This is a genomic window from Methylobacterium oryzae, assembly GCF_021398735.1.
Classification (GTDB): Bacteria; Pseudomonadota; Alphaproteobacteria; order Rhizobiales; family Beijerinckiaceae; genus Methylobacterium.
The window spans coordinates 3,401,736-3,420,224 of the sequence record NZ_CP090349.1; the positions used below are offsets into that span (position 1 = coordinate 3,401,736).

17 protein-coding genes and 1 pseudogene are annotated in these 18,489 nt (G+C 69.5%); 9 read left to right on the forward strand and 9 right to left on the reverse strand.

Going from position 1 to position 18,489, the window contains the following annotated elements; genetic code table 11:
- The first annotated feature begins 414 nt into the window (after positions 1 to 414).
- From LXM90_RS32050 to LXM90_RS16215, 7 genes are all read left to right on the forward strand, one after another.
- Positions 415 to 723 (forward strand): hypothetical protein, encoded by a 309-nt coding sequence (locus LXM90_RS32050; protein ID WP_326491888.1) that lies wholly within the window; start codon positions 415 to 417, stop codon positions 721 to 723.
- Positions 724 to 998: 275 nt separating this feature from the next.
- Entirely contained in the window at positions 999 to 1,643 is a 645-nt protein-coding gene (locus LXM90_RS16190; protein ID WP_026605400.1) for a TetR/AcrR family transcriptional regulator, read from the forward strand.
- Between the two features lie 21 nt (positions 1,644 to 1,664).
- On the forward strand, positions 1,665 to 2,648 hold the full coding sequence (locus LXM90_RS16195; RefSeq protein ID WP_020096120.1) for an MDR family oxidoreductase: 984 nt from the start codon (positions 1,665 to 1,667) through the stop codon (positions 2,646 to 2,648).
- A 152-nt stretch (positions 2,649 to 2,800) separates the two neighbouring features.
- Entirely contained in the window at positions 2,801 to 4,021 is a 1,221-nt protein-coding gene (locus LXM90_RS16200) for an ABC transporter substrate-binding protein (protein ID WP_020096119.1), read from the forward strand.
- A gap of 12 nt (positions 4,022 to 4,033) precedes the next feature.
- Complete coding sequence (locus LXM90_RS16205) at positions 4,034 to 5,269, forward strand: MFS transporter (protein ID WP_103985789.1); 1,236 nt, start codon at positions 4,034 to 4,036, stop codon at positions 5,267 to 5,269.
- 20 nt (positions 5,270 to 5,289) lie between these two features.
- Complete coding sequence (locus LXM90_RS16210) at positions 5,290 to 6,111, forward strand: enoyl-CoA hydratase-related protein (RefSeq protein ID WP_020096117.1); 822 nt, start codon at positions 5,290 to 5,292, stop codon at positions 6,109 to 6,111.
- On the forward strand, positions 6,108 to 7,556 hold the full coding sequence (locus tag LXM90_RS16215; RefSeq protein ID WP_051123800.1) for a class I adenylate-forming enzyme family protein: 1,449 nt from the start codon (positions 6,108 to 6,110) through the stop codon (positions 7,554 to 7,556). Before LXM90_RS16210 ends, LXM90_RS16215 begins: the two co-directional genes overlap by 4 nt.
- Before the next feature lie 313 nt (positions 7,557 to 7,869).
- Here the strand turns inward: LXM90_RS16215 and LXM90_RS16220 are convergent, their stop codons facing one another.
- Genes LXM90_RS16220 through LXM90_RS16245 form a run of 6 tightly spaced genes read right to left on the reverse strand, consistent with a single transcriptional unit; the run spans position 7,870 to position 13,690 of the window.
- Positions 7,870 to 9,336, reverse strand: coding sequence for a class I adenylate-forming enzyme family protein (locus tag LXM90_RS16220; protein WP_234080787.1), 1,467 nt, complete (start codon positions 9,334 to 9,336; stop codon positions 7,870 to 7,872).
- A gap of 37 nt (positions 9,337 to 9,373) precedes the next feature.
- A complete protein-coding gene (locus tag LXM90_RS16225; RefSeq protein ID WP_020096114.1) occupies positions 9,374 to 10,129 on the reverse strand; it encodes a CoA-transferase subunit beta in 756 nt (251 codons plus the stop codon).
- The gene (locus tag LXM90_RS16230; RefSeq protein ID WP_020096113.1) at positions 10,122 to 10,949 is read right to left on the reverse strand and encodes a CoA transferase subunit A; all 828 of its coding nucleotides are present in this window, start codon (positions 10,947 to 10,949) and stop codon (positions 10,122 to 10,124) included. The genes LXM90_RS16225 and LXM90_RS16230 overlap by 8 nt, the downstream gene beginning before the upstream one ends.
- Before the next feature lie 25 nt (positions 10,950 to 10,974).
- Positions 10,975 to 11,691 carry an enoyl-CoA hydratase/isomerase family protein gene (locus LXM90_RS16235; RefSeq protein ID WP_020096112.1) on the reverse strand — a complete coding sequence of 239 codons (717 nt, stop codon included), beginning with the start codon at positions 11,689 to 11,691 and terminating at the stop codon, positions 10,975 to 10,977.
- A gap of 10 nt (positions 11,692 to 11,701) precedes the next feature.
- Positions 11,702 to 12,859, reverse strand: a complete 1,158-nt coding sequence (locus tag LXM90_RS16240; RefSeq protein WP_020096111.1) for a CaiB/BaiF CoA transferase family protein — start codon at positions 12,857 to 12,859, stop codon at positions 11,702 to 11,704.
- A gap of 15 nt (positions 12,860 to 12,874) precedes the next feature.
- The gene (locus LXM90_RS16245; RefSeq protein WP_234080788.1) at positions 12,875 to 13,690 is read right to left on the reverse strand and encodes an IclR family transcriptional regulator; all 816 of its coding nucleotides are present in this window, start codon (positions 13,688 to 13,690) and stop codon (positions 12,875 to 12,877) included.
- Positions 13,691 to 13,967: 277 nt separating this feature from the next.
- Between LXM90_RS16245 and LXM90_RS16250 the strand changes: the two genes are divergently transcribed.
- Both LXM90_RS16250 and LXM90_RS16255 read left to right on the forward strand, forming a co-directional pair.
- Positions 13,968 to 15,275: an MFS transporter gene (locus LXM90_RS16250; RefSeq protein WP_020096109.1), complete on the forward strand. Its 1,308-nt coding sequence runs from the start codon at positions 13,968 to 13,970 to the stop codon at positions 15,273 to 15,275.
- A gap of 15 nt (positions 15,276 to 15,290) precedes the next feature.
- A pseudogene (locus tag LXM90_RS16255) lies at positions 15,291 to 15,395 on the forward strand (integrase core domain-containing protein); the annotation flags it as partial.
- A gap of 213 nt (positions 15,396 to 15,608) precedes the next feature.
- Here the strand turns inward: LXM90_RS16255 and urtA are convergent.
- From urtA to ureG, 3 genes are all read right to left on the reverse strand, one after another.
- Positions 15,609 to 16,841: an urea ABC transporter substrate-binding protein gene (gene urtA / locus LXM90_RS16260; protein WP_205833573.1), complete on the reverse strand. Its 1,233-nt coding sequence runs from the start codon at positions 16,839 to 16,841 to the stop codon at positions 15,609 to 15,611.
- 175 nt (positions 16,842 to 17,016) lie between these two features.
- On the reverse strand, positions 17,017 to 17,853 hold the full coding sequence (locus LXM90_RS16265; protein WP_020095177.1) for an urease accessory protein UreD: 837 nt from the start codon (positions 17,851 to 17,853) through the stop codon (positions 17,017 to 17,019).
- 2 nt (positions 17,854 to 17,855) lie between these two features.
- A complete protein-coding gene (gene ureG / locus LXM90_RS16270; RefSeq protein ID WP_020095176.1) occupies positions 17,856 to 18,482 on the reverse strand; it encodes an urease accessory protein UreG in 627 nt (208 codons plus the stop codon).
- Positions 18,483 to 18,489: the final 7 nt, after the last annotated feature.

The following is an 18,489-nucleotide window of genomic DNA, read 5'->3' on the forward strand; positions in this document are numbered from 1 at the left end:
GTTCACGGCAACTGCGTTGGCCGATGGCTGCAGTTGCGCTCTGCTGTGGGGGGCTCACTGCAGGTGCAATGGCGACCGGTGAGCCGATCTATGCTGATGTCTGCTTCGGAGATGCCGGCTGACGCCACCGAATGGCCGTGACGGGCGCGAAATCGTCGATCAACTTCCTAGCTCAAGGCCAAGGTCCGGCAGCAGCGCGTCCCAAACCCAGGTGACAGAACGGCGCTTTGACGCACGGCTGCGCATGTCGAGCGCGTGTCTCACCGGTCGCCATTGCACCCAACCCCACTCGACCCACGCCCGGACCTCGGACAGGGCCGCCGCCGCTCCCACGGCACCCCCGCCGCCGCCGAGCCTCGCTTGCCGTGCAGCCGGTGCCGCTCCCCCGCTTATGCCCATTCTGCGGCACTGCCGGTGCCGCGTGGTGGCGGCTGTTCATCCATCAACCCATCCCGGGAACTCCGTCTCGGCCGCGGCGACCCGCGCTTCACTGCCGATCGCACCGCCTTCGTCGTCATCCGTGGCACCGCCCCAACCGGCGCCCGTGCCATCTTCTGCATCGAAACGAAGAACAGTGGAGCCGGCCACGACCCCGCGCTGCCGCCTCATCCGCGGCACCAAGAAATCGGACGCACGACGACCGGCCTATTCATCGCCCCCGAGGGTCCCGCGCTGACCGGCCCGGCCTGCCGGCAGCTCGGCCTCGCCAGCGCAAGGATTTGAAAGTAGAGCGCCCTCGCCTCTTCGATTCCACGCACAAACGGCCTCATCCACGACCGGCGAGCTCTAGCTAAGCCCGGCCCCGACAACCGCCCCTTGCGCACCGGTGCGTTCGCCCTGCGGCATCGGGAGACGGCACCGACCCTTCGCCACTGGATCAGAAAGACAGGATCTCGGCGCGTCGCAGCTCGTCCTCCTGAGAGCTGCGCGCGGAACGCGGTCTGACAGGATCGCCCAGGCTCGTTGCATTTAATAATCAACCGGTCTATTTCTAATTCATGCAGTCCGATTCGGTCTCGGTTGTCACCGCGCGCAAGAGGGGTCGGCCACCTAGGCCTGAGCCGGCCTACGGCACGTCGCGGGCGGCCTTGATCCGGGTGGGCGTCGCGCTGCTATCGGAGAAGGGCTACTCGGCAACCGGCCTCGAAGAGGTCCTGCGCACCGCGGGTGTGCCGAAAGGTTCGTTCTATCACTATTTCGCGAGCAAGGACGTCTTCGGCGCCGAACTGATCGAGGCGTACGCAGCCTACTTCGCGCGCAAGCTCGACCGCTGGTTGCTCGATGAGAGTACGACCCCGATCGAGCGCATCAGGAACTTCGTCGCCGACGCGAAGGCCGGCATGGCACGCTACGAGTTCCGTCGCGGCTGTGTCGTCGGCAATCTCGGGCAGGAGATGAGCGCCCTGCCCGAGCTCTTTCGGGACCGTCTGCATGGCGTCCTCCTCGACTGGCAGGCGCGGACGGAGCGCTGTCTCCGGGACGCCCAGGCAGCCGGCCAGATCGCCGCGGATGCCGATTGCGCTGCGCTGGCGGCGTTTTTCTGGATCGGCTGGGAAGGCGCGGTCCTGCGCGCCAAGCTCGAGCGCAGCCCCGAGCCTCTCGACCTCTTCGCCACCCTATTCCTGACCTGTCTTACGCGCTGAGCGCCCCATGGAGTGCCCCGAATGTTCAAGGCAATCCTGATCGAGAAGGATGAGGCGGTCTACCGCGCCGGCCTACGTGAGATCGACGAGGCGCAGCTCCCCGAGGGCGACGTCACCGTGGATGTCGCCTACTCGACGTTGAACTACAAGGACGGGCTCGCGATCACCGGGAAAGGCCCGGTCGTGCGCAAATTTCCGATGGTGCCGGGCATCGACATCGCCGGCACCGTCCGCGAATCCCGGCATCACGACTACAAGGCCGGCGACCGCGTCGTCCTCAACGGCTGGGGCGTCGGCGAGACCCATTGGGGTGGGCTGGCGCAAGTCGCACGGCTCAAGGGCGACTGGCTGGTGCCATTGCCGGAGGCGCTCACGCCACGGCAGGCGATGGCGATCGGCACTGCCGGTTACACGGCGATGCTGTGCGTGATCGCCCTCGAGCGCCACGGCGTCACCCCCGACAAGGGCGAGGTCGTCGTCACCGGCGCGGCCGGTGGCGTCGGCAGCACGGCGGTCGCTCTCCTGTCGCGCCTCGGCTACACGGTCGTGGCGGTGAGCGGCCGTCCCGAGGAGGCCGATTACCTGCGCCGCCTCGGCGCAGCGGAGGTGCTGGATCGGGCGACATTCTCGGATCCGGGCAGGCCGCTCGCCCGGGAGCGCTGGGCCGGGGCCGTCGATGTGGTCGGTAGCCACACGCTGGCGAACGTCTGCGCCGCCATGAAGTACCGGGGCGTCGTAACGGCTTGCGGTCTGGCTCAGGGGATGGACCTGCCTGCGAGCGTGGCCCCCTTCATCCTGCGCGGCGTCAGCCTGCTCGGGATCGACAGCGTGATGTGCCCGCGGCCTGAGCGGATCGAGGCCTGGAACAGGCTGGTCCACGACCTCGATCCGGTCAAGCTCGAGGCGATCACGGAGGAGATCGGCCTGACAGAGGCTGTGGCCACCGCGGAACGCCTGATGTCGGGCCGGGTGCGCGGCCGCGTCGTCGTTGACGTGCATCGCTAGGCGTTCTCGCCGCCTCTCGCCGCCGTTCAACTGCGGAACAGACGGAAATCATACAGGGAAGACTTGGGTGTGATGGCTTAATACTGAACGCGGCACTGCCGCCGGACTGACAAAAACAAACACAGTCCGTTCATACCGATGGAGGAAAGACCATGAAGGGTGTATTCGCGCTGGCGATCCTGTTTGGCGGCCTGTCCGCCGTGCAGGCCGACCCGCTGCCGACCTTCCGTATCGGCGTGCTGAATGATCAGTCCGGGCTCTACGCCGACATCGCGGGGCCGGGCTCCGTCGAGGCCGCGCGCATGGCCGTCGAGGACTTCAAGCCGGACGTGAGAGGCTTCCGCGTCGAGGTTCTCTCGGCCGACCATCAGAACAAGCCCGATATCGGCGCGGCCATCGTGCGACGCTGGTTCGACGTCGACCAGGTCGACGCGATCGTCGACGTACCGACCTCTTCGGTCGCCCTGGCCGTGTCGAACATCGCGAGCGAGAAGGACAAGGCATTCCTGATCGCGAGCGCCGGGTCCTCGGATCTGACCGGGAAGAACTGCACCCGGACCAACGTCCATTGGACCTACGACACCTGGGCTCTCGGCAACAGCACGGCGCGCGCCGTGATCAAGCAGGGCGGAAAGTCCTGGTACTTCCTCACGACGGATTACGCGTTCGGTCACGCTCTGGAGCGCGACGCCACCGAGGCCGTGACGAAGGCGGGCGGCAAGTCCCTCGGACACGTCCTGGCTCCGTTCCAGAGCACCGACTTCTCCTCCTACCTGCTCCAGGCCCAGGGCAGCGGTGCGCAGGTGGTCGCGCTCGCCAATTCCGGCGGCGACACGATCAACGCCATCAAGCAGGCCTCGGAGTTCGGCCTCACCGACGGCGGCCAGAAGCTCGTCGCGCTCCTCGCCTTCATCTCGGACATCCACTCAGTCGGCCTGAAGGTCGCCCACGGCCTGACTCTGACCGAGGCGTTCTACTGGGACCTCAATGACGGCACCCGGACCTGGGCGAAGCGGTTCGCGGCACGCAACGGTGGCCGTTACCCGACGATGAACCAGGCCGGCACCTACGCGGCGATGCTCCACTGGATGAAGGCGATCGCCGCCCTCGACAAGGACAAGGCGCATCGCGGCACCGACATCGTCGCGCAGATGAAGGCGATGCCGACAAACGATCCGCTGTTCGGCCACGGCTCGATCCGCGCGGACGGGCGCACCATCCACGACCTCTACCTGTTCCAGGTCAAGGACCCGTCCGAGTCGAAGGGGCCGTACGACTACTACAAGCTCGTCGACACCATCCCCGGCGACCAGGCGTTCCGGCCCATGGCCGACGGCGGCTGCCCCCTCGTAGCCCATACGGCCGCGAAGTGAGGCAGCCTAGCCATGGCACGTCCTGACGCGGCCGACAGCGCGACCATCAGCGCAAAGCGGATGGCGATCGGGCTGCTGCTCCTGAGCGAGGTGGCGGCTATGGCGACGTGGTTCGCCACCACCGCCTCGATCGGCGCGATCCGCACGCAGTGGACGCTGAGCCCGTTCCAGGAGGCCCTGCTCACCAACAGCGTGCAGGCCGGGTTCGTCGCCGGCACCCTGGTCAGCGCGCTGCTGGGGCTGGCCGACCGGTTCGACCTGCGCCGGCTGTTCTGCGGCTGCGCCGTCGCGGCCGGTCTCGCCAACCTCCTGATGCTGGCCTTCGCGCCGACCTCGCCGATGGTGCCGCTGCTGCGCTTCGTGACGGGGGCCTGCATGGCCGGCGTCTACCCGGTCGGCATGAAGATCGCCGCGACCTGGGCGGTGGGTGACCTGGGGCTGCTGATCGGCCTTCTGGTGGGCGCGCTCACCCTCGGCTCGGCGCTGCCCCACCTCGTCGCGGCCCTCGGCCAGCTCGACTGGCATCTGCCGGTGCTCGGTGCGGCGTTGGGCGCCCTCCTCTCGGCGGCCCTGATCCGCTTCGTGCAACTCGGGCCGATCCGGTCGGAGGCCCCGCCCCTGCGCTTGGAGAACGCCCTGGAGGCGTGGCGCAATCGCGGCGTGCGCTTGGCCAATCTCGGCTATCTCGGCCACATGTGGGAGCTCTACGCGATGTGGGCCTGGATCGGTGCCTTCATGGCGGCGAGCTTCCGTGAGCGTTACGGCAACGCGCCGCCGTTCCCGCCGGAACTGGCCGCCTTCGCGGTGGTGGCGGCCGGGGCGTTCGGCGCGATGCTGGGCGGCTGGGCGGCCGATCGACTCGGGCGCACTCTGGTCACCGGCGCCTCGATGCTGGCCAGCGGCTGCTGTGCCATCGCGGTGGGTTTCCTGTTCGGCGGCCCTGCCTGGGCGGTGCTGGCGGTGGGCGTGCTCTGGGGCGTCGCGGTGATCGCCGATTCGGCGCAGTTCTCGGCGGCGGTGAGCGAGCTGAGCGACCGCAGGCTGATCGGCACGATGCTCACCGTGCAGACCTGCCTCGGCTTTCTCCTGACGCTCGTCAGTATCCAGCTCATCGCCTTCGCCGGGACATTCCTCGGCTGGCGCTTCGCCTTCGCGCTGCTGGCCGTGGGGCCGTTCCTGGGTCTCGCTTCGATGCTGCGGCTGCGGCGCCTACCCGAGGCCAAGCGGCTGGCGGGAGGACGCAAGTGACAGCGAGGAGAAAGCCACCCGTGGCCTTCAAGACGATCACCTACGAGACGCTCGCGCCGGTGGCACGCATCACCCTGAACCGCCCGGAGCGCACCAACGCGATCAGCGCGACCATGCTCGACGAACTCGCGCAGGCGATGGACGCGGCCGAGGCCGACGATGCGGTGCGCGCCGTGATCGTGCGCGGGGCCGGCACGGCCTTCTCGTCGGGCTTCGATCTCAAGGATCAGATGGCGCTGCGCCCTGAAGGCGTGAGCCAGTGGCGCCCGATCCTGCGCAAGGATTTCGATGTGCCGATGCGCTTCTGGCACTGCCCGAAGCCGACCATCGCGGCGGTGCGTGGTCCCTGCCTCGCGGGCGCCTGCGAGTTGGCGTTGGCCTGCGACGTGACCGTGGCGGCCGAGGATGCCTTCTTCGGCGAGCCGGAGCTGAAGTTCGGGGCCGGTATCGTGGTGATGATCCTGCCCTGGATCGTCGGCCCGAAGATCGCCAAGGAGATCATCCTCACGGGCGAGGACCGCATTCCGGCGCGGCGCGCCTACGAGATCGGAATGGTCAACCGAGTCGTGCCGATTGCCGAGCTCGACGCGAGCGCGCTGCGCCTTGCCCGGCACATCGCGGCGATCGACCCGAACCTCGTCAAGGAGACGAAACGGGCCCTCAACCGGTCGATCGAGGCGCGCGGCATGCTGGAGGCCCTGGAGACGGCCCTCGACATCGACCTGCTGATCGAGGGCGAAGGCTCGCCGGACAAGCGGGCCTTCATGGACATCGCCCGGTCGCAAGGCCTCAAGGCGGCACTGGCCTGGCGCGACAGCCGCTTCCCGGGAGCCGGATCGTGACCGGGGCGCTGGCGGAACTCCTGGGCGCTGGGCTCGGCCGCCCAGGCAGCCGGGTGGACGAGAGTTCCGGCCCCGGGATGACGGGGCGCGACCTCGGTGCACACGCGGATCTGGTCGCCGGTCGGCTGCGTGCGGCAGGCATGCGCCCGCACGAGCCGGTGCACCTCACCATCGGCAACCGGGCGCTCGATCTCGGGACGCTGCTCGGCCTCTGGCGGGCGGGCGCGGTCGCGGTGCCCGTTCACCGAGCCGCTGCACCGCTCACCCGCGCGGCGGTCGAGCGGGCGACGCGTGCCCGCTTCCGGGCCGACGGGCTCAGCTTGGAGAAGATCGCGGAGGATGCGCCGCCGGTGCGGCCGCTCCTGGACGGGGCCGCCCTCGTGGTCTTCACCTCGGGCAGCACCGGCGTGCCGAAGGGCGTGGTTCTCGGACACGATGCCCTGGCGCGCAAGCTCGCGATCCTCGACCGACTGCTGGGCTTTCGCCCGGACGACGTCGTCGCGGTGCCGCTCCAGCTGACCTTCATCTTCGGGATCTGGGCGAGCCTCCTGGCGATCCGCTCTGAGGCGAGACTCGTCCTCGTCCCGAAGTTCACGCCCGCGACGCTCGAGGGCCTGCTCGCCGCGGAGGGGACGGTGTTGGCCGCTGTGCCGACCATGCTGCGAGCCCTGCTGGCCGACGGTGTCCCGCCGGCCCCCCGTCTGCGGGCGGTGCTGACCGGCGGCGAGGCGCTCAGCCCGTCGCTGACGCAAGCAGTCCGCGGCGGATGGCCGAAGGCCGAGCTCGTCGACCTCTATGGCTCGACCGAGACTGGCTCCTGCGACTTCTGTCACCGACCGCGGGACGTCTCGGAGGCTGGGTCGATCGGCATGCCAACCGAGGGCGTGTCGTTCCGCATCGTCCGCGACGACGGCGCGCTCGCCGCTCTGGGCGAGACCGGCGAGCTGCGGATCCGAACTGCCTGCGGCATGCTCGGCTATCTCGACGGCGCCGAGCTCACGCGCTCCGCGCTGGAGGCGGACCACTTCCGCACAGGCGATCTCGCGCGCCTGCGCCAGGACGGTCACGTCGAGCTCGTCGGGCGCTCGAAGGAGATCATCGCGCGGGGCGGCAACAAGATCGCGCCCCTGGAGATCGAGAACGCCCTGTGCGCGCATCCGGACATCGCGGCGGCCCTGTGCGCCGGCGTGCCCGACCCGCGCCTCGGCGAGGCGGTCCACGCGGTCGTCGTGCTGAAGCCTGACCGCGCGCTGTCGGCGGACGAACTCAGGCGCTGGGCATCGGCCCATCTCGAACGTTACAAGGTGCCGGACGTGATCGTCTTCAGCGACACGCTGCCGTCGGGCGCGACCGGAAAGGCGAGCCGGGCGATGGTCAGTACGCTCACGCTGATCCACGCGGAGACGACGTCGGCCGACCTGCAGGGCGCGCCAGTGAGCTCCTAGGCTGGGACGGGGGGCCGTCCGCACGATCGTCTTGTCCGCGCTCTCAGCACCGCGGGGAGCCTATTCGCGCGAGCGCCCTTCCGGCTCGAGAGCCGGTCCGCCCTGTCCTGATCGACGTGGACCTGCCGGCGCCGGTGCGCATGCCGCCGAAGCGGATCCGGGTTCGTCGCAAAAACGCGTGGTACAACAAGGATCCAGAGCTGCCGGCTTGATGCAATCAGGTCGGAGCCGGTTCTGGCCTGGGTCGGCCGCGAACGTGCGCCACACCGAGGCGGGGCGGTGAGACGCGCTGCCGTTCGCGTAGACATGTGTCCTAGGAAGCGGCCAACAAGCTACGCAGCGCCTTGCGGTCGGTCTTGCCGACGCCGTTGACCGGCAGCACGTCAAGCCTGCGAATCTGCGCCGGCACGTAGATCCGCGCGAGGGAACCCCGTACGAAATCCTTGAGCCCCGGCTCGTCGAGGCCCTCGCCCTCCCGCAGCACCACGAAGGCCACCGGTACCTCGCCGAGATCCGCGTCGGGGGCGCCGACCACGCAACAGTCGCAGATGGCCGGATGGGCAGCGAGTTGCCGCTCGATCAACGCGGGCGAGATATTCTCGCCGCCGCGAATGATCACGTCCTTGATGCGCCCCGTGATGGCGAGGAAGCCGTCGGCGTCGAAGCGGCCGAGATCACCGGTGCGCAGCCAGCCGTCCACGATCGGCTGGTCCGCGCTGCCGAGATAGCCGGCCATCAGGGCCGGGCCGGAGATGCGGATCTCCCCTTCCCGGCCGGCCTCGACCGGGCGATCCGTGGCCGGATCGAACAGGTCCACATTCTGGCCCGCGAGCACGGTCCCGATCGTGCCGATGCGACGCCGGCCCGGCGGGTTCATGGTCGAGGTGCAGGTCGCCTCCGACAGGCCGTAGGAGACGAGGAGCGGCACGCCGAAGGCCTCCTCGATCTGCCGATGCAGGGTCGGGGTGATCGGCGCCGAGCCGCAGCGCAGGAAGCGCAGGCCCGGGAAGCGCTCCCCGGGGCGCAGCAGGGGCAGCATCCGCGCGTAGATCGTCGGCACGCCGGTCATGTAGGTGATGCCGCCAGATCGCAGGCGGTCGAGGGCGGCCTCGGCCTGGAAGCGCTCCATCAACACGATCTCGGCTCCGGCCAGGAGAGGCACGATCAACTGGTTGTTGATGCCGTTCGTGTGATGAAGTGGCATGACGTGGAGAAGCCGGTCCGCAGGCCCCGTACCGGTGTGACGGAGCACGCCCGCGGCGTTGCAGATCAGGCCTTCGTGGCGCAGCAGCACGCCCTTCGGCCGGCCGGTGCTCCCCGAGGTGAAAAGCAGCATGGCCTCATCCCGCGGGCTGACCTCGGCCGCGAAGGCCGCGCCGTCGGCGAGGCTGTCCAGTGCGCGGACGTCCAGGCCGGTCAGAGCGACGGGCGAGGCGTCGACCTGGGCGACGATGAGATGCCGCATGCCGACGAGCGCAGCCTGCTCGGCCACCACCTCCGGCGCGAGCCCCGGCTCCAGGAAGCAGACGCAGGCGCCGGCCTGCATGGCCCCGAAGTAGGCCACGATGGCCGCCGCACTCTTGGGCGCGATCAGTCCGACCCGGTCACCCTTGGCGGCACCCCAGTCCCGGACTGCGCCCGCGGCGGCGTCGATCCGCGCGCCGAGGTCGGCATAGGATACGACGTCGGAGCCCGAGAGCGCCGTGCGGCCCGTCCCCGCATGATCCGCGATGGCCGCGCGCAGCCGCGCGCTGATCGAGTCCGGCATGGCAGCGCTCATGGCGGCGATCTCCTGTCCCGTCTGTCTGCCCCGCGCCTCAGCGCAGGCGGATGCCCGCATCGGCCTCGAACCGGCCCTCCGGGTCGAGGACCGCCAGCGCCGCCCGCTCCGCCGGGGTCGGCGGAGGCGTCGAGGCGGCACCGTCCGCCGAGAACGCGAAGCCGGTGCGGTCCCGGACCTCGTCGAGGCTCGCCTCCGGATGCCAGGAGGCCAGCACGAGCCGGCCCTCGCGCTTCGTGAAGACGGCGATCGGCGTGACCACGCCGTGCATGCCGCCGGCCGCGGTGACGAAGTCGAGGGTCTCGACGAGGGTGCGGCGGGAATGTTCCGTACGCCACGTGACCGCCCGGCGGGCGGTGGGCAGCATCACGGCGCCGCCGCCGCCGCCCGGCAGCCGCACCCGCGGCGCGTGCCAGTCGCCGATGCAGGAGACGTTCGTGCGGCCCAGCCCGTCGACCTGCGCGGCGCCCAGGAAGCACAGGTCCATCAGGCCGCGGGTGCAGAGATCGTAGAAATCCTCATTGGCGAAGATCGCCCGCGAGCCCTCGGCGAGGACCGGGTCGGAGGACGAGATCGGCACCTTCGACGGGTTCGGGTCGACGCCGCCGGCGACGTTGATGTAGGTGAACGCGAAGGGATAGGCCTGCTTGGCCAGGAGGCAGGCCAGCATCGGCAGGGCCGAGTTCACGCCGCTGAAGGTGATCTCGTTCGGCCGCACGAACCGGGCGAGATTGGTGACGATGTAGGAAAAGCCCGACCAGGCCTCGATCGCGTTGGACGGCGCCTCAGACATGGGCAGCCTCCCGGGCCTCGGGGCCGGCGGCGAGGTGATCGGCGAGCACGCCCGGGGCGTCGGCCATGTAGGCCTCCACGGCCGGGTAATCGATCTCGTAATCCGGCCAGAGCGAGCCGGGCCAAGCCCCGTTCGGCACGATGCTCAACGCCTCGACGAGGAAGTGGGGCACCAGCGTCAGTTCGGGCTGGTCGCGGAAGGAGGCGTCCGGGGCGACCCGCTCGGCCACCACGAGCACGCGCTTGGCCGAGCGGCTCATGATCCGGTCCCAGTGCGAGGTCCCGAAGACGCGCACGTCCCCCGACGCGCTGACCTCGTTGGCCTGGATCACCGCGAAGTCCGGCTGGATGCGCGGGATGGCGTAGACCGCCTCGCCGCTGCCGTAGGGGTCCTCGATCGTCTTCCAGCCGTTGAGCGCCGGCAGGTCCGAGCCGTGGATGCCGCCGCAGGGCATGAACGGCACGCCGAAGGCAGCCGCCCGCAGGCCCGCCGTCAGGCTGGCGCAGGCGTGCTCCTCCAGGCGGACCTCGCCGGACTCGATCGCCCGGCGGTACCAGGGCGCGAGGCCGAAATTGCCTTCCATGGCCACGATCCCCGCCTTCGCCCGCGACAGGGCGCCGGCGCGGCAGAGAATGTCGATGTCATAGCCGGGCGACTGCTTGACGACTTCGAGGTCGCGGCGGCCCTGGCGGATCAGCTCGCGCACGAACGCGAAGGGGCCGCGGTGCAGGAAGCTGCCGCCGAGCGCCAGGGAGCTGCCGTCCGGCACGCGGGCTGCGAGGTCTGCGAGGGGGACGATCTTCTGGGTTCCGGCGCTCACGGGGCGTCCTCCGATCGGGCGTGTGTCAGGCCGCGCGGTAGGCGCGGATCCGGTCCTTCAGCCCCGGGCGCGCGGCCGAGGCGACGAGGTCGGCGAGGTCGTCCGCGCGGGTGTCGCGGGCGGCGGCGCGGTTCAGGGCCGCCCCGGCCCAGGAAGACAGCCGCGTCGCCGCTTCCGAGGCGGCCGCGACGGTGTCGAACCACGAGTCGGTCGCCGCGACGGCGGTGAGGAACCCGTCGGACAGGGCCTCCGGGGCGTCGAAGACCCGCCCCTCCTGGAGGACGAGCCGGGCCTTGGAGCCGCCGACCCGCTCGGCGTAGCGCCGCGTGCCGAGCACCAGCCCGAAGGACAGGCCCGGCATGCGGAAGGTGGCGGCCGGATCGCCGACCCGCCGGCCGCAGGCGCAGATCACGTCGACCCCGGCGCCGAAGTTCCGCCCGTGCGCGAGCGCCAGCGTGTCGAACGGCGCGTGGGCCAGCGCCTGGAGGAGCTGCTCGATCCGCACGAACCGGAGCAGCAGGTCGCCCTCCGACAGGTCCGCGTAGCCGCCGAAGTCGAACCCGGCGCTGAAGTTGCGCCCCGCGCCCTTCAGCACGAGGAGCCGTGTCCCGTCGCCGGCCGCAGCCGCGACGGCGTCGAGCAGCGCGTCGACCAGGGTGGCCGACAGGGCGTTCATCTTGTCGGGGCGGTTGAGCGTCAGGGTCAGCGTGTCGCCGCTGCGCTCTTTCAGGAGTTCGTCCATGGCGCCGCCCTCAAGCCGTGCGCGCGCGAGCCGGCGCGGCCTCGCCGAACAGTTCGGCGTTGTGCTGCCCGAGGGCGGGCGGCTCCCGGTAGATCGGGAAGCCCTCCCCTGAGAACTTCAGCGGCGACACGAAGGTGCGCGTCTCAGCGCCGGACGGCAGGGTCACCGGCTGGACCCAGCCCATATGCGCGACCTGCGGGTCGGCCAGGGCGTCGGCGTAGCCGTTGATCGGTGCGCAGGGCACGCCCGCGGCGCGGAACCGGGCCAGCAGGTCGGCGCAGGTGAGGTCGGCGAAGTCGCGCTCCAGAATCGCCAGGAGTTCGCCCTGGTTCTGCGCCCGCAGGGCGGTCGAGGCGAAGCGCGGATCCTCGGCGAGGTCGTCGCGCCCGATCGCCGCGCAGGCGGCGCGGTAGAGGGCGTCGTTGCCCGCCGCCATGGCGAAGTACCCGTCCTGGGCGCGGAAGGCCTGATAGGGGGCGTTGCGCGGATGGGCCGAGCCCAGGCGCTTCGGGTCGCGGCCGCTGCCGAAATACTCGCTGGTCTGGAGCGCCCCCATCGCCAGGGAGGCGCCGAACATCGAGGCGTCGATGTGTGCGCCGGGTCCGCCCGCCCGCACCTGGAGCAGCGCCGCCGCGATGGCGTAGGCCGCGTAGAGGCCGGTGCCGAAATCCGAGATCGGTACGCCGCACTTGACCGGGGGCGCGCCGGGCTCGCCCGTGACGCTCATCACGCCGCTCATCGCCTGGAGCGTCAGGTCGAACCCGGCCTCGGCGGAGCGCGGCCCCTCCTGGCCGAAGGCTGAGATCGAGCAATAGACCAAGCCGGGCCGCCCGGCGCTGACGCGCACGTAGTCGAGGCCGAGCCGCTTCATCACGCCGGGGCGGTTGTTCTCCAGCACCACGTCGGCAGAGCCGATCAGGTCCAGGGCGCGCGCCTTGTCGGCCGGATCCTTCAGGTCCAGCGTCACAGAGCGCTTGTTGCGGTTGAGCGAGGCGAAGTTCTCGCTGAAGCCCGCGTTGAGGGGCGGCCAGGCCCGCATCGAGTCGCCGCCCTCCGGATTCTCGACCTTGATGACGTCGGCTCCCATGTCGGCGAGCAGCATGGCGCAGAATGGCCCGGCCGCGACACTGCAGAACTCGATCACGCGGATACCGGACAGCGGTCGCATGGGCCTACTCCTCGATCAGGCAAGCGCCGCCGGCGCGCGCGGGGGCGCTGAGCCTCGGGCATGCCGCGGCGCGGCAGGGGATGAGACGGTGATGGGGTTGTAGCCGAGGGCCCGCGACAGGCTGCGCGCCGCGTCGACGACCACGTCGCTGAAGCGGCGGAGCGCCGTGGGATTCAGGCGATCGGCCGGCCCGGAGATACCGATCGCCGCGACGGGACGGCCCATGGCATCGTGGACGATCGCGGCGAGCCCGCACACGCCCTCCCGCCACTCCCCGCGATTGATCGCGAAACCCTGAATCCGGACCTGCTCGAGTTCCCGCCGCAGGAGGTCGAGGGTCGCGATCGTGCGCGGCGTGTGGACCTGGAGCGTCTCCGGCAGGTGGGCCAGCGCCTCCTCCTGATAAGCGAGCAGCGCCTTGCCGGACGCCACGCAATAGGCCGGAGCGCGGCCACCGATCGACGAATAGGCGCGAACCGGCTGGGGGCTCTCGATCTTGTGCAGGTAGATGACGTCCGCCCGGTCGAGCAGCGACAGGTGGATGGTCTCCTGGGTTTGATCGGCCAGGGTCCGCATGAAGGGCTCGGCGACCTGCCGGACGTCGATCCGCGCCACAACGGGACTGGCGAGCTCGAAGAGCTTCAAGGTGCAGGCGTAGGTGCCACCCGTCTGGGCGCGCACGTAGCCGGCGGCCACCAGTGTCTGGAGCGTGCGATGCACATTGCTCTTCGTGAGGTTGAGCGCGCGTGCCAGTTCGCTGACGCCCCGGGGCGTCTCGCTGCCGGCCAAGTGCTCGATAAGCATCAATCCCTTGAGGAGGGTGCTGTCCATCGTTCCAACATTCGAAACGCCGTTCTGGTAAAAGCTAGCGTTGCCCGTGGCGCCTCGTCAAGTGCAGTCCTCTGAACGAGTTGCAACAACAATGGCGGTTTCTCGAATACCGGCCGCGCGGTCGCGAATTCTGCAGGTTCTCCATTGACTGCAGGCCAGGGCGTTCATAGCCTATCAATTCCTGATACGTCGTTCCAAATAATAGAACAACTTGCGTCGTTCTCAGGCCGGCACAGCCTTCCGAAGAGGAGGCCGATTCATTGACGGGAGAGAAACCATGGACGCTTCGGTGCAGCGACCGCCCTCGAAGAAGGACGTCTTCCGCGTCGTGAGCGGAAACTTCCTCGAAATGTTCGATTTTATGGTCTACGGCTTCTACGCCGCTGCGGTGGCAAAGGCCGTCTTTCCCAACGACAACGAGTACGTCTCGTTGATGCTGTCGTTGGCCACCTTCGGGATCGGCTTCCTGATGCGTCCGCTCGGCGCCATCGTGCTTGGCGCCTATATCGACCGCCACGGCCGACGAGCCGGGTTGGTCATGAGCCTCGCCATCATGTCGGTGGGCGTCGCGCTCATCACGTTCACGCCGACCTACGCATCGATTGGCATCGCCGCTCCCATTCTCGTCCTGATCGGCCGACTGCTGCAGGGGTTCTCCGCCGGCGCCGAATCCGGCGGCGTCTCGGTCTATCTGTCGGAGATCGCGACGCCGGGGAATCGCGGCTTCTACGTGAGCTGGCAATCGGCGAGCCAGCAGGTCGCCGTGGTCTTCGCCGCCGTTATCGGCGTGACCCTGCGCGGCTTCCTGACGGAGGAGCAGATGCTCGCCTGGGGATGGCGCATTCCGTTCCTGATCGGCTGCCTGATCATCCCCGTCCTGTTCTGGATCCGGCGCTCGATGCAGGAGAGCGAGGATTTTGCGCAGCGGGCGAAGCATCGCCGCGTAACCCTCGGCGAGATCTACCGGTCACTTCTCCAGAACTGGGCGATCGTGCTCAAGGCGGTGCTGCTCGTCACACTGACGAGCGTCTTCTTCTACATGATCACGGCCTATACCCCGACCTACGCGCGTCAGGTTCTTGGCCTAAGTGCGCATGACAGCTTCGTGGTCACCGTCTGCGTCGGCGTGGCGAACTTCGTCTGGGTGCCCGTTATGGGGGCGGTGTCGGACCGGGTCGGGCGGCTTCCGGTGCTCCTGACCTTCTCGGTGTTGATCGGTCTCACGGCTTACCCGGTCATGGCGTGGCTCGTGACAGACCCGTCCTTCGGCCGCTTGCTGGCCGCCCTCATGTGGATGTCGTTCCTGTATGGCGGCTACCAGGGGGTGATGGTCGTCACGCTGACCGAGATCATGCCGGCCGAGGTTCGCGCCACAGGCTTCTCCCTGGCCTACAGTCTCGCACAGGCAATTTTCGGCGGCTTCACCCCGGCGATCTGTACCTATCTGATCCACGCAACGGGGAATCGAGCCATGCCAGGCCTCTGGCTCGCTTGTGCGGCCCTGTTCTCGATCGTGGGCGCTCTGACCCTCTACCGCAACGTGCACATCTCCCGACGTGGGACGACGGCTGTCACGCCGGCCTGAGCGCGGACCGGCACAAGCGCGTTGGCCGACTCGTTCAATGGCCGCCTGCGCGACGAGTGCCTGAACGCGAACTGGTTCTCGTCGTCGGCCGCCGCGAGGAGCGAGATCGATGCGTGGCGGCCGCAGGCCAGCCCGGCTGGACCACAGCCTCCGTCTCTGGGCGCCTCAAGGCGTTTCAGCTCTTCCGACGACGGACACGCGGCGCGGCCCCGTCATCGGCGTCGTCGACCCGCAGGCGGCGATCAAACGCGACATCGCCGGCCACAACCGACACGCCGAGCCCGTCATCTGGACCCGGCCGGCCACCGATATCCTCGCAGCCGTCAGCCTGGCCTACTGGTACCCTTTCGGGAACGGATCGGGCTTGATCAGCTCGGGGCTGGTGTAGACGATCTCGAACTGGCCGTCGGGCTTCGCCCGGCCGACACGGGTCTTCGACCAGAGATGGTGGTTCTCGTCGATCTTCACGTAACCTTCCGGCGCCCCCTTGAATTCCAGGCCGGGCGAGGCCGCCACGACCTTGTCGACGTCGAAGGTGCCGGCCTTCTCGCAGGCCATCTTCCACAGGAACGGGCCGAGATAGGCCGCCTGCGTCACGTCGCCGATGACCGTCTTCTCGCCCCACATCTTCTTGAACGCGGCCACGAACGCCTTATTGTTCTCGTTCTGGATCGACTCGAAGTACTTCATGCACGAGTAGGCCCCGGCGATGTTCTCGCCGCCGATGCCGTCAACCTCGTCCTCGGTCACCGACAGCGTCATCAGCACCTGCTTCGACAGGTCGATGCCCGCCGCCTTCAGCTGCTTGTAGAACGCCACGTTCGAGCCGCCCACGATCGTGGCGAAGATCACCTTCGGCTTGGTGAGCTTGATCTTGTTGATGACCGAGTTGAACTGCGTGTGGCCGAGGGGGAAGTACTCCTCGCCGACGACCTTGCCCTTGAGCACGGTCTCCACGTGCTTGCGGGCGATCTTGTTGGAGGTGCGCGGCCAGATGTAGTCGGAGCCGATGAAGTAGAAGCTGTCGCCGCCCTTCTCCTTGTGGACCCAGTCGAGGCCGGCGAGGATCTGCTGCGTGGCCTCCTGGCCGGTGTAGAAGACGTTCTTCGACTGCTCCAGGCCCTCGTAGAAGGTCGGATAGTACAGCAGGCCGTTGTACTGCTCGAAGACCGGCAGCACCGCCTTGCGCGAGGCCGAGGTGAAGCAGCCGAACACGGCGGCGCAGTGGTCGTTGACGAGGAGCTTCTTGGCCTTCTCGGCGAAGGTCGGCCAGTCGGAGGCGCCGTCCTCCTGGATGATCTTGATCTTGCGTCCGAGCACGCCGCCGGCGTCGTTGATCTGCTGGATCGCCAGCTTCTCGCCCTGGCTCGGCCCGGTCTCCGAGATCGCCATGGTGCCGGTGATCGAGTGCAGGATGCCGACCGTCACCTCGCTGTCGGTCACCGCCAGAGCGCCGGCCTCGGCGGCCGCCGCGACGCGCGGCAGCGATGCCGCGAGCGGGGCCGCCGCCAGCCCGAGCAGCAGGCGCCGGCGGAGGGTGAAGTGCGCGGGATCGTCTGTCGCCATGGGGGGCAAATCCTTCAGATCGTTCGAGAAGGTGGGCCGCCCCGTCCGCACCGGATCAGCCGTCGCGCACGGATCGTCTCCTTCGGCATATTTCTTCAAAAGAAAATAAATTTCGCAAGATGAAAACATCGGCAGCCTGCCCATATCGGCGGCGGCGATCCCGGGCGCCGGCTTCCTATTTGCGGCGGCGCGCCGGGGCGAGCCCGGTCAGCGCCGCGAAGGCGCGACCAGCGGCCGCCTCCAGCCCCGCCGCCAGGGTGCCGCCGTCGGGCGCGAGGAGCCGGAGGCCGAGCCCGGCCGCGTTCGGCAGCGGGCTGAGCCCGGCCCGGCAGCCGGTGCGGTCGGCCGCGGCCTGGACGTCCCCGGGATCCGGCAGGCACGGGGCCGGACCGAGGATGACGAGGGCGCCGTAGGCCCGCCACGGGCCGAGCGGCGAGGCCGGATCGCGGAACTCGGCGCCGGCGATGCGCGCCCGCTCGCGGACCAGGACGGCCCCCGCCGCCGTCTCGATGCCGAGGGCGAGCTCGACGTGCTCGAACGGCCTGCCGCGGCCCTCCGGGTCGTGACACGCAATGCTCTCGGAGACGACGGCACGGGCCCCGGGCTCGAGCGTGACCCGGGTCGAGGCCGAGAGGGCGGCGCCGGGGAACAGGATCAGGGGATCGGGCACGCAGTGGAGGAAGGCATCGGCGCCGACGCGGATCCGCGTGTCCTGGCGGGCCGGCTGGTCGGCGCTGCGATGGACGACCGTGGCGGCCTGGGTGGTGACGTGCGCCGCCGAGCCCGGACCCATCGTGATGTCGAGGCCGAGACGGTCGCCGCGGTAGAGGCCGCCGGAGGCCGATTGCAGGTACAGCGTGATCAGCTCCGGCCGCTGCGGATACAGGCGGAACGGCTTCGTGATGTGGAACGGGTACGGCACGTGCTGGTCGGCGAGCACGCTGGTCCCGCCGCCGCGCACGAAGCCGAGGCGGGCCGTCGCGCGGCGGCCGGTCTGGACGTCGTCGGGCACGGCTAGGGCGCGAACAGGACGGCCCGGCCGATGGCATCCGCCACCGCGTCGATGCCGAGGCCCGCGCGCGCGTTCGTGGCGAGGACCGGCCTGCCGCTCCGGACCCGCGCGGCCTCCGCGAGCATCCCGTCGAGGTCGACGCCGACATGCGGCGCGAGGTCGACCTTGTTGATCACGAGGAGGTCGCAGCGCAGCACGCCCGGGCCGCGCTTGCGCGGGATGTCGTCGCCGCCGGCCACGTCGATCACGAAGATCCACCAGTCCACGAGGTCGAGGGAGAAGGTCGAGGCGAGGTTGTCGCCGCCGGATTCGAAGACGAGCAGCTGCAGGCCCGGGAAGCGCGCCTCCAGCGCGTCGCCCGCGGCGATGTTGAGGGTCGGGTCCTCCCGGATCACCGTGTGCGGGCAGGCCCCGGCCTCCACCGCCTCGACGCGGCTCGGATCGATCAGCCCGGAGCGGCGCAGCCGCTCGGCATCCTCCTTGGTGACGAGATCGTTCGTGATCACCGCGAGATCGACGCCCCGCGCCCGCAGCACGGGGATCAGCCGCTCGATCAGCGCGGTCTTGCCGGATCCGACCGGGCCGCCGATCCCGATCCGGGCGGCGTTCGCGGGAGTCACGTCGGTCATGGGGAGC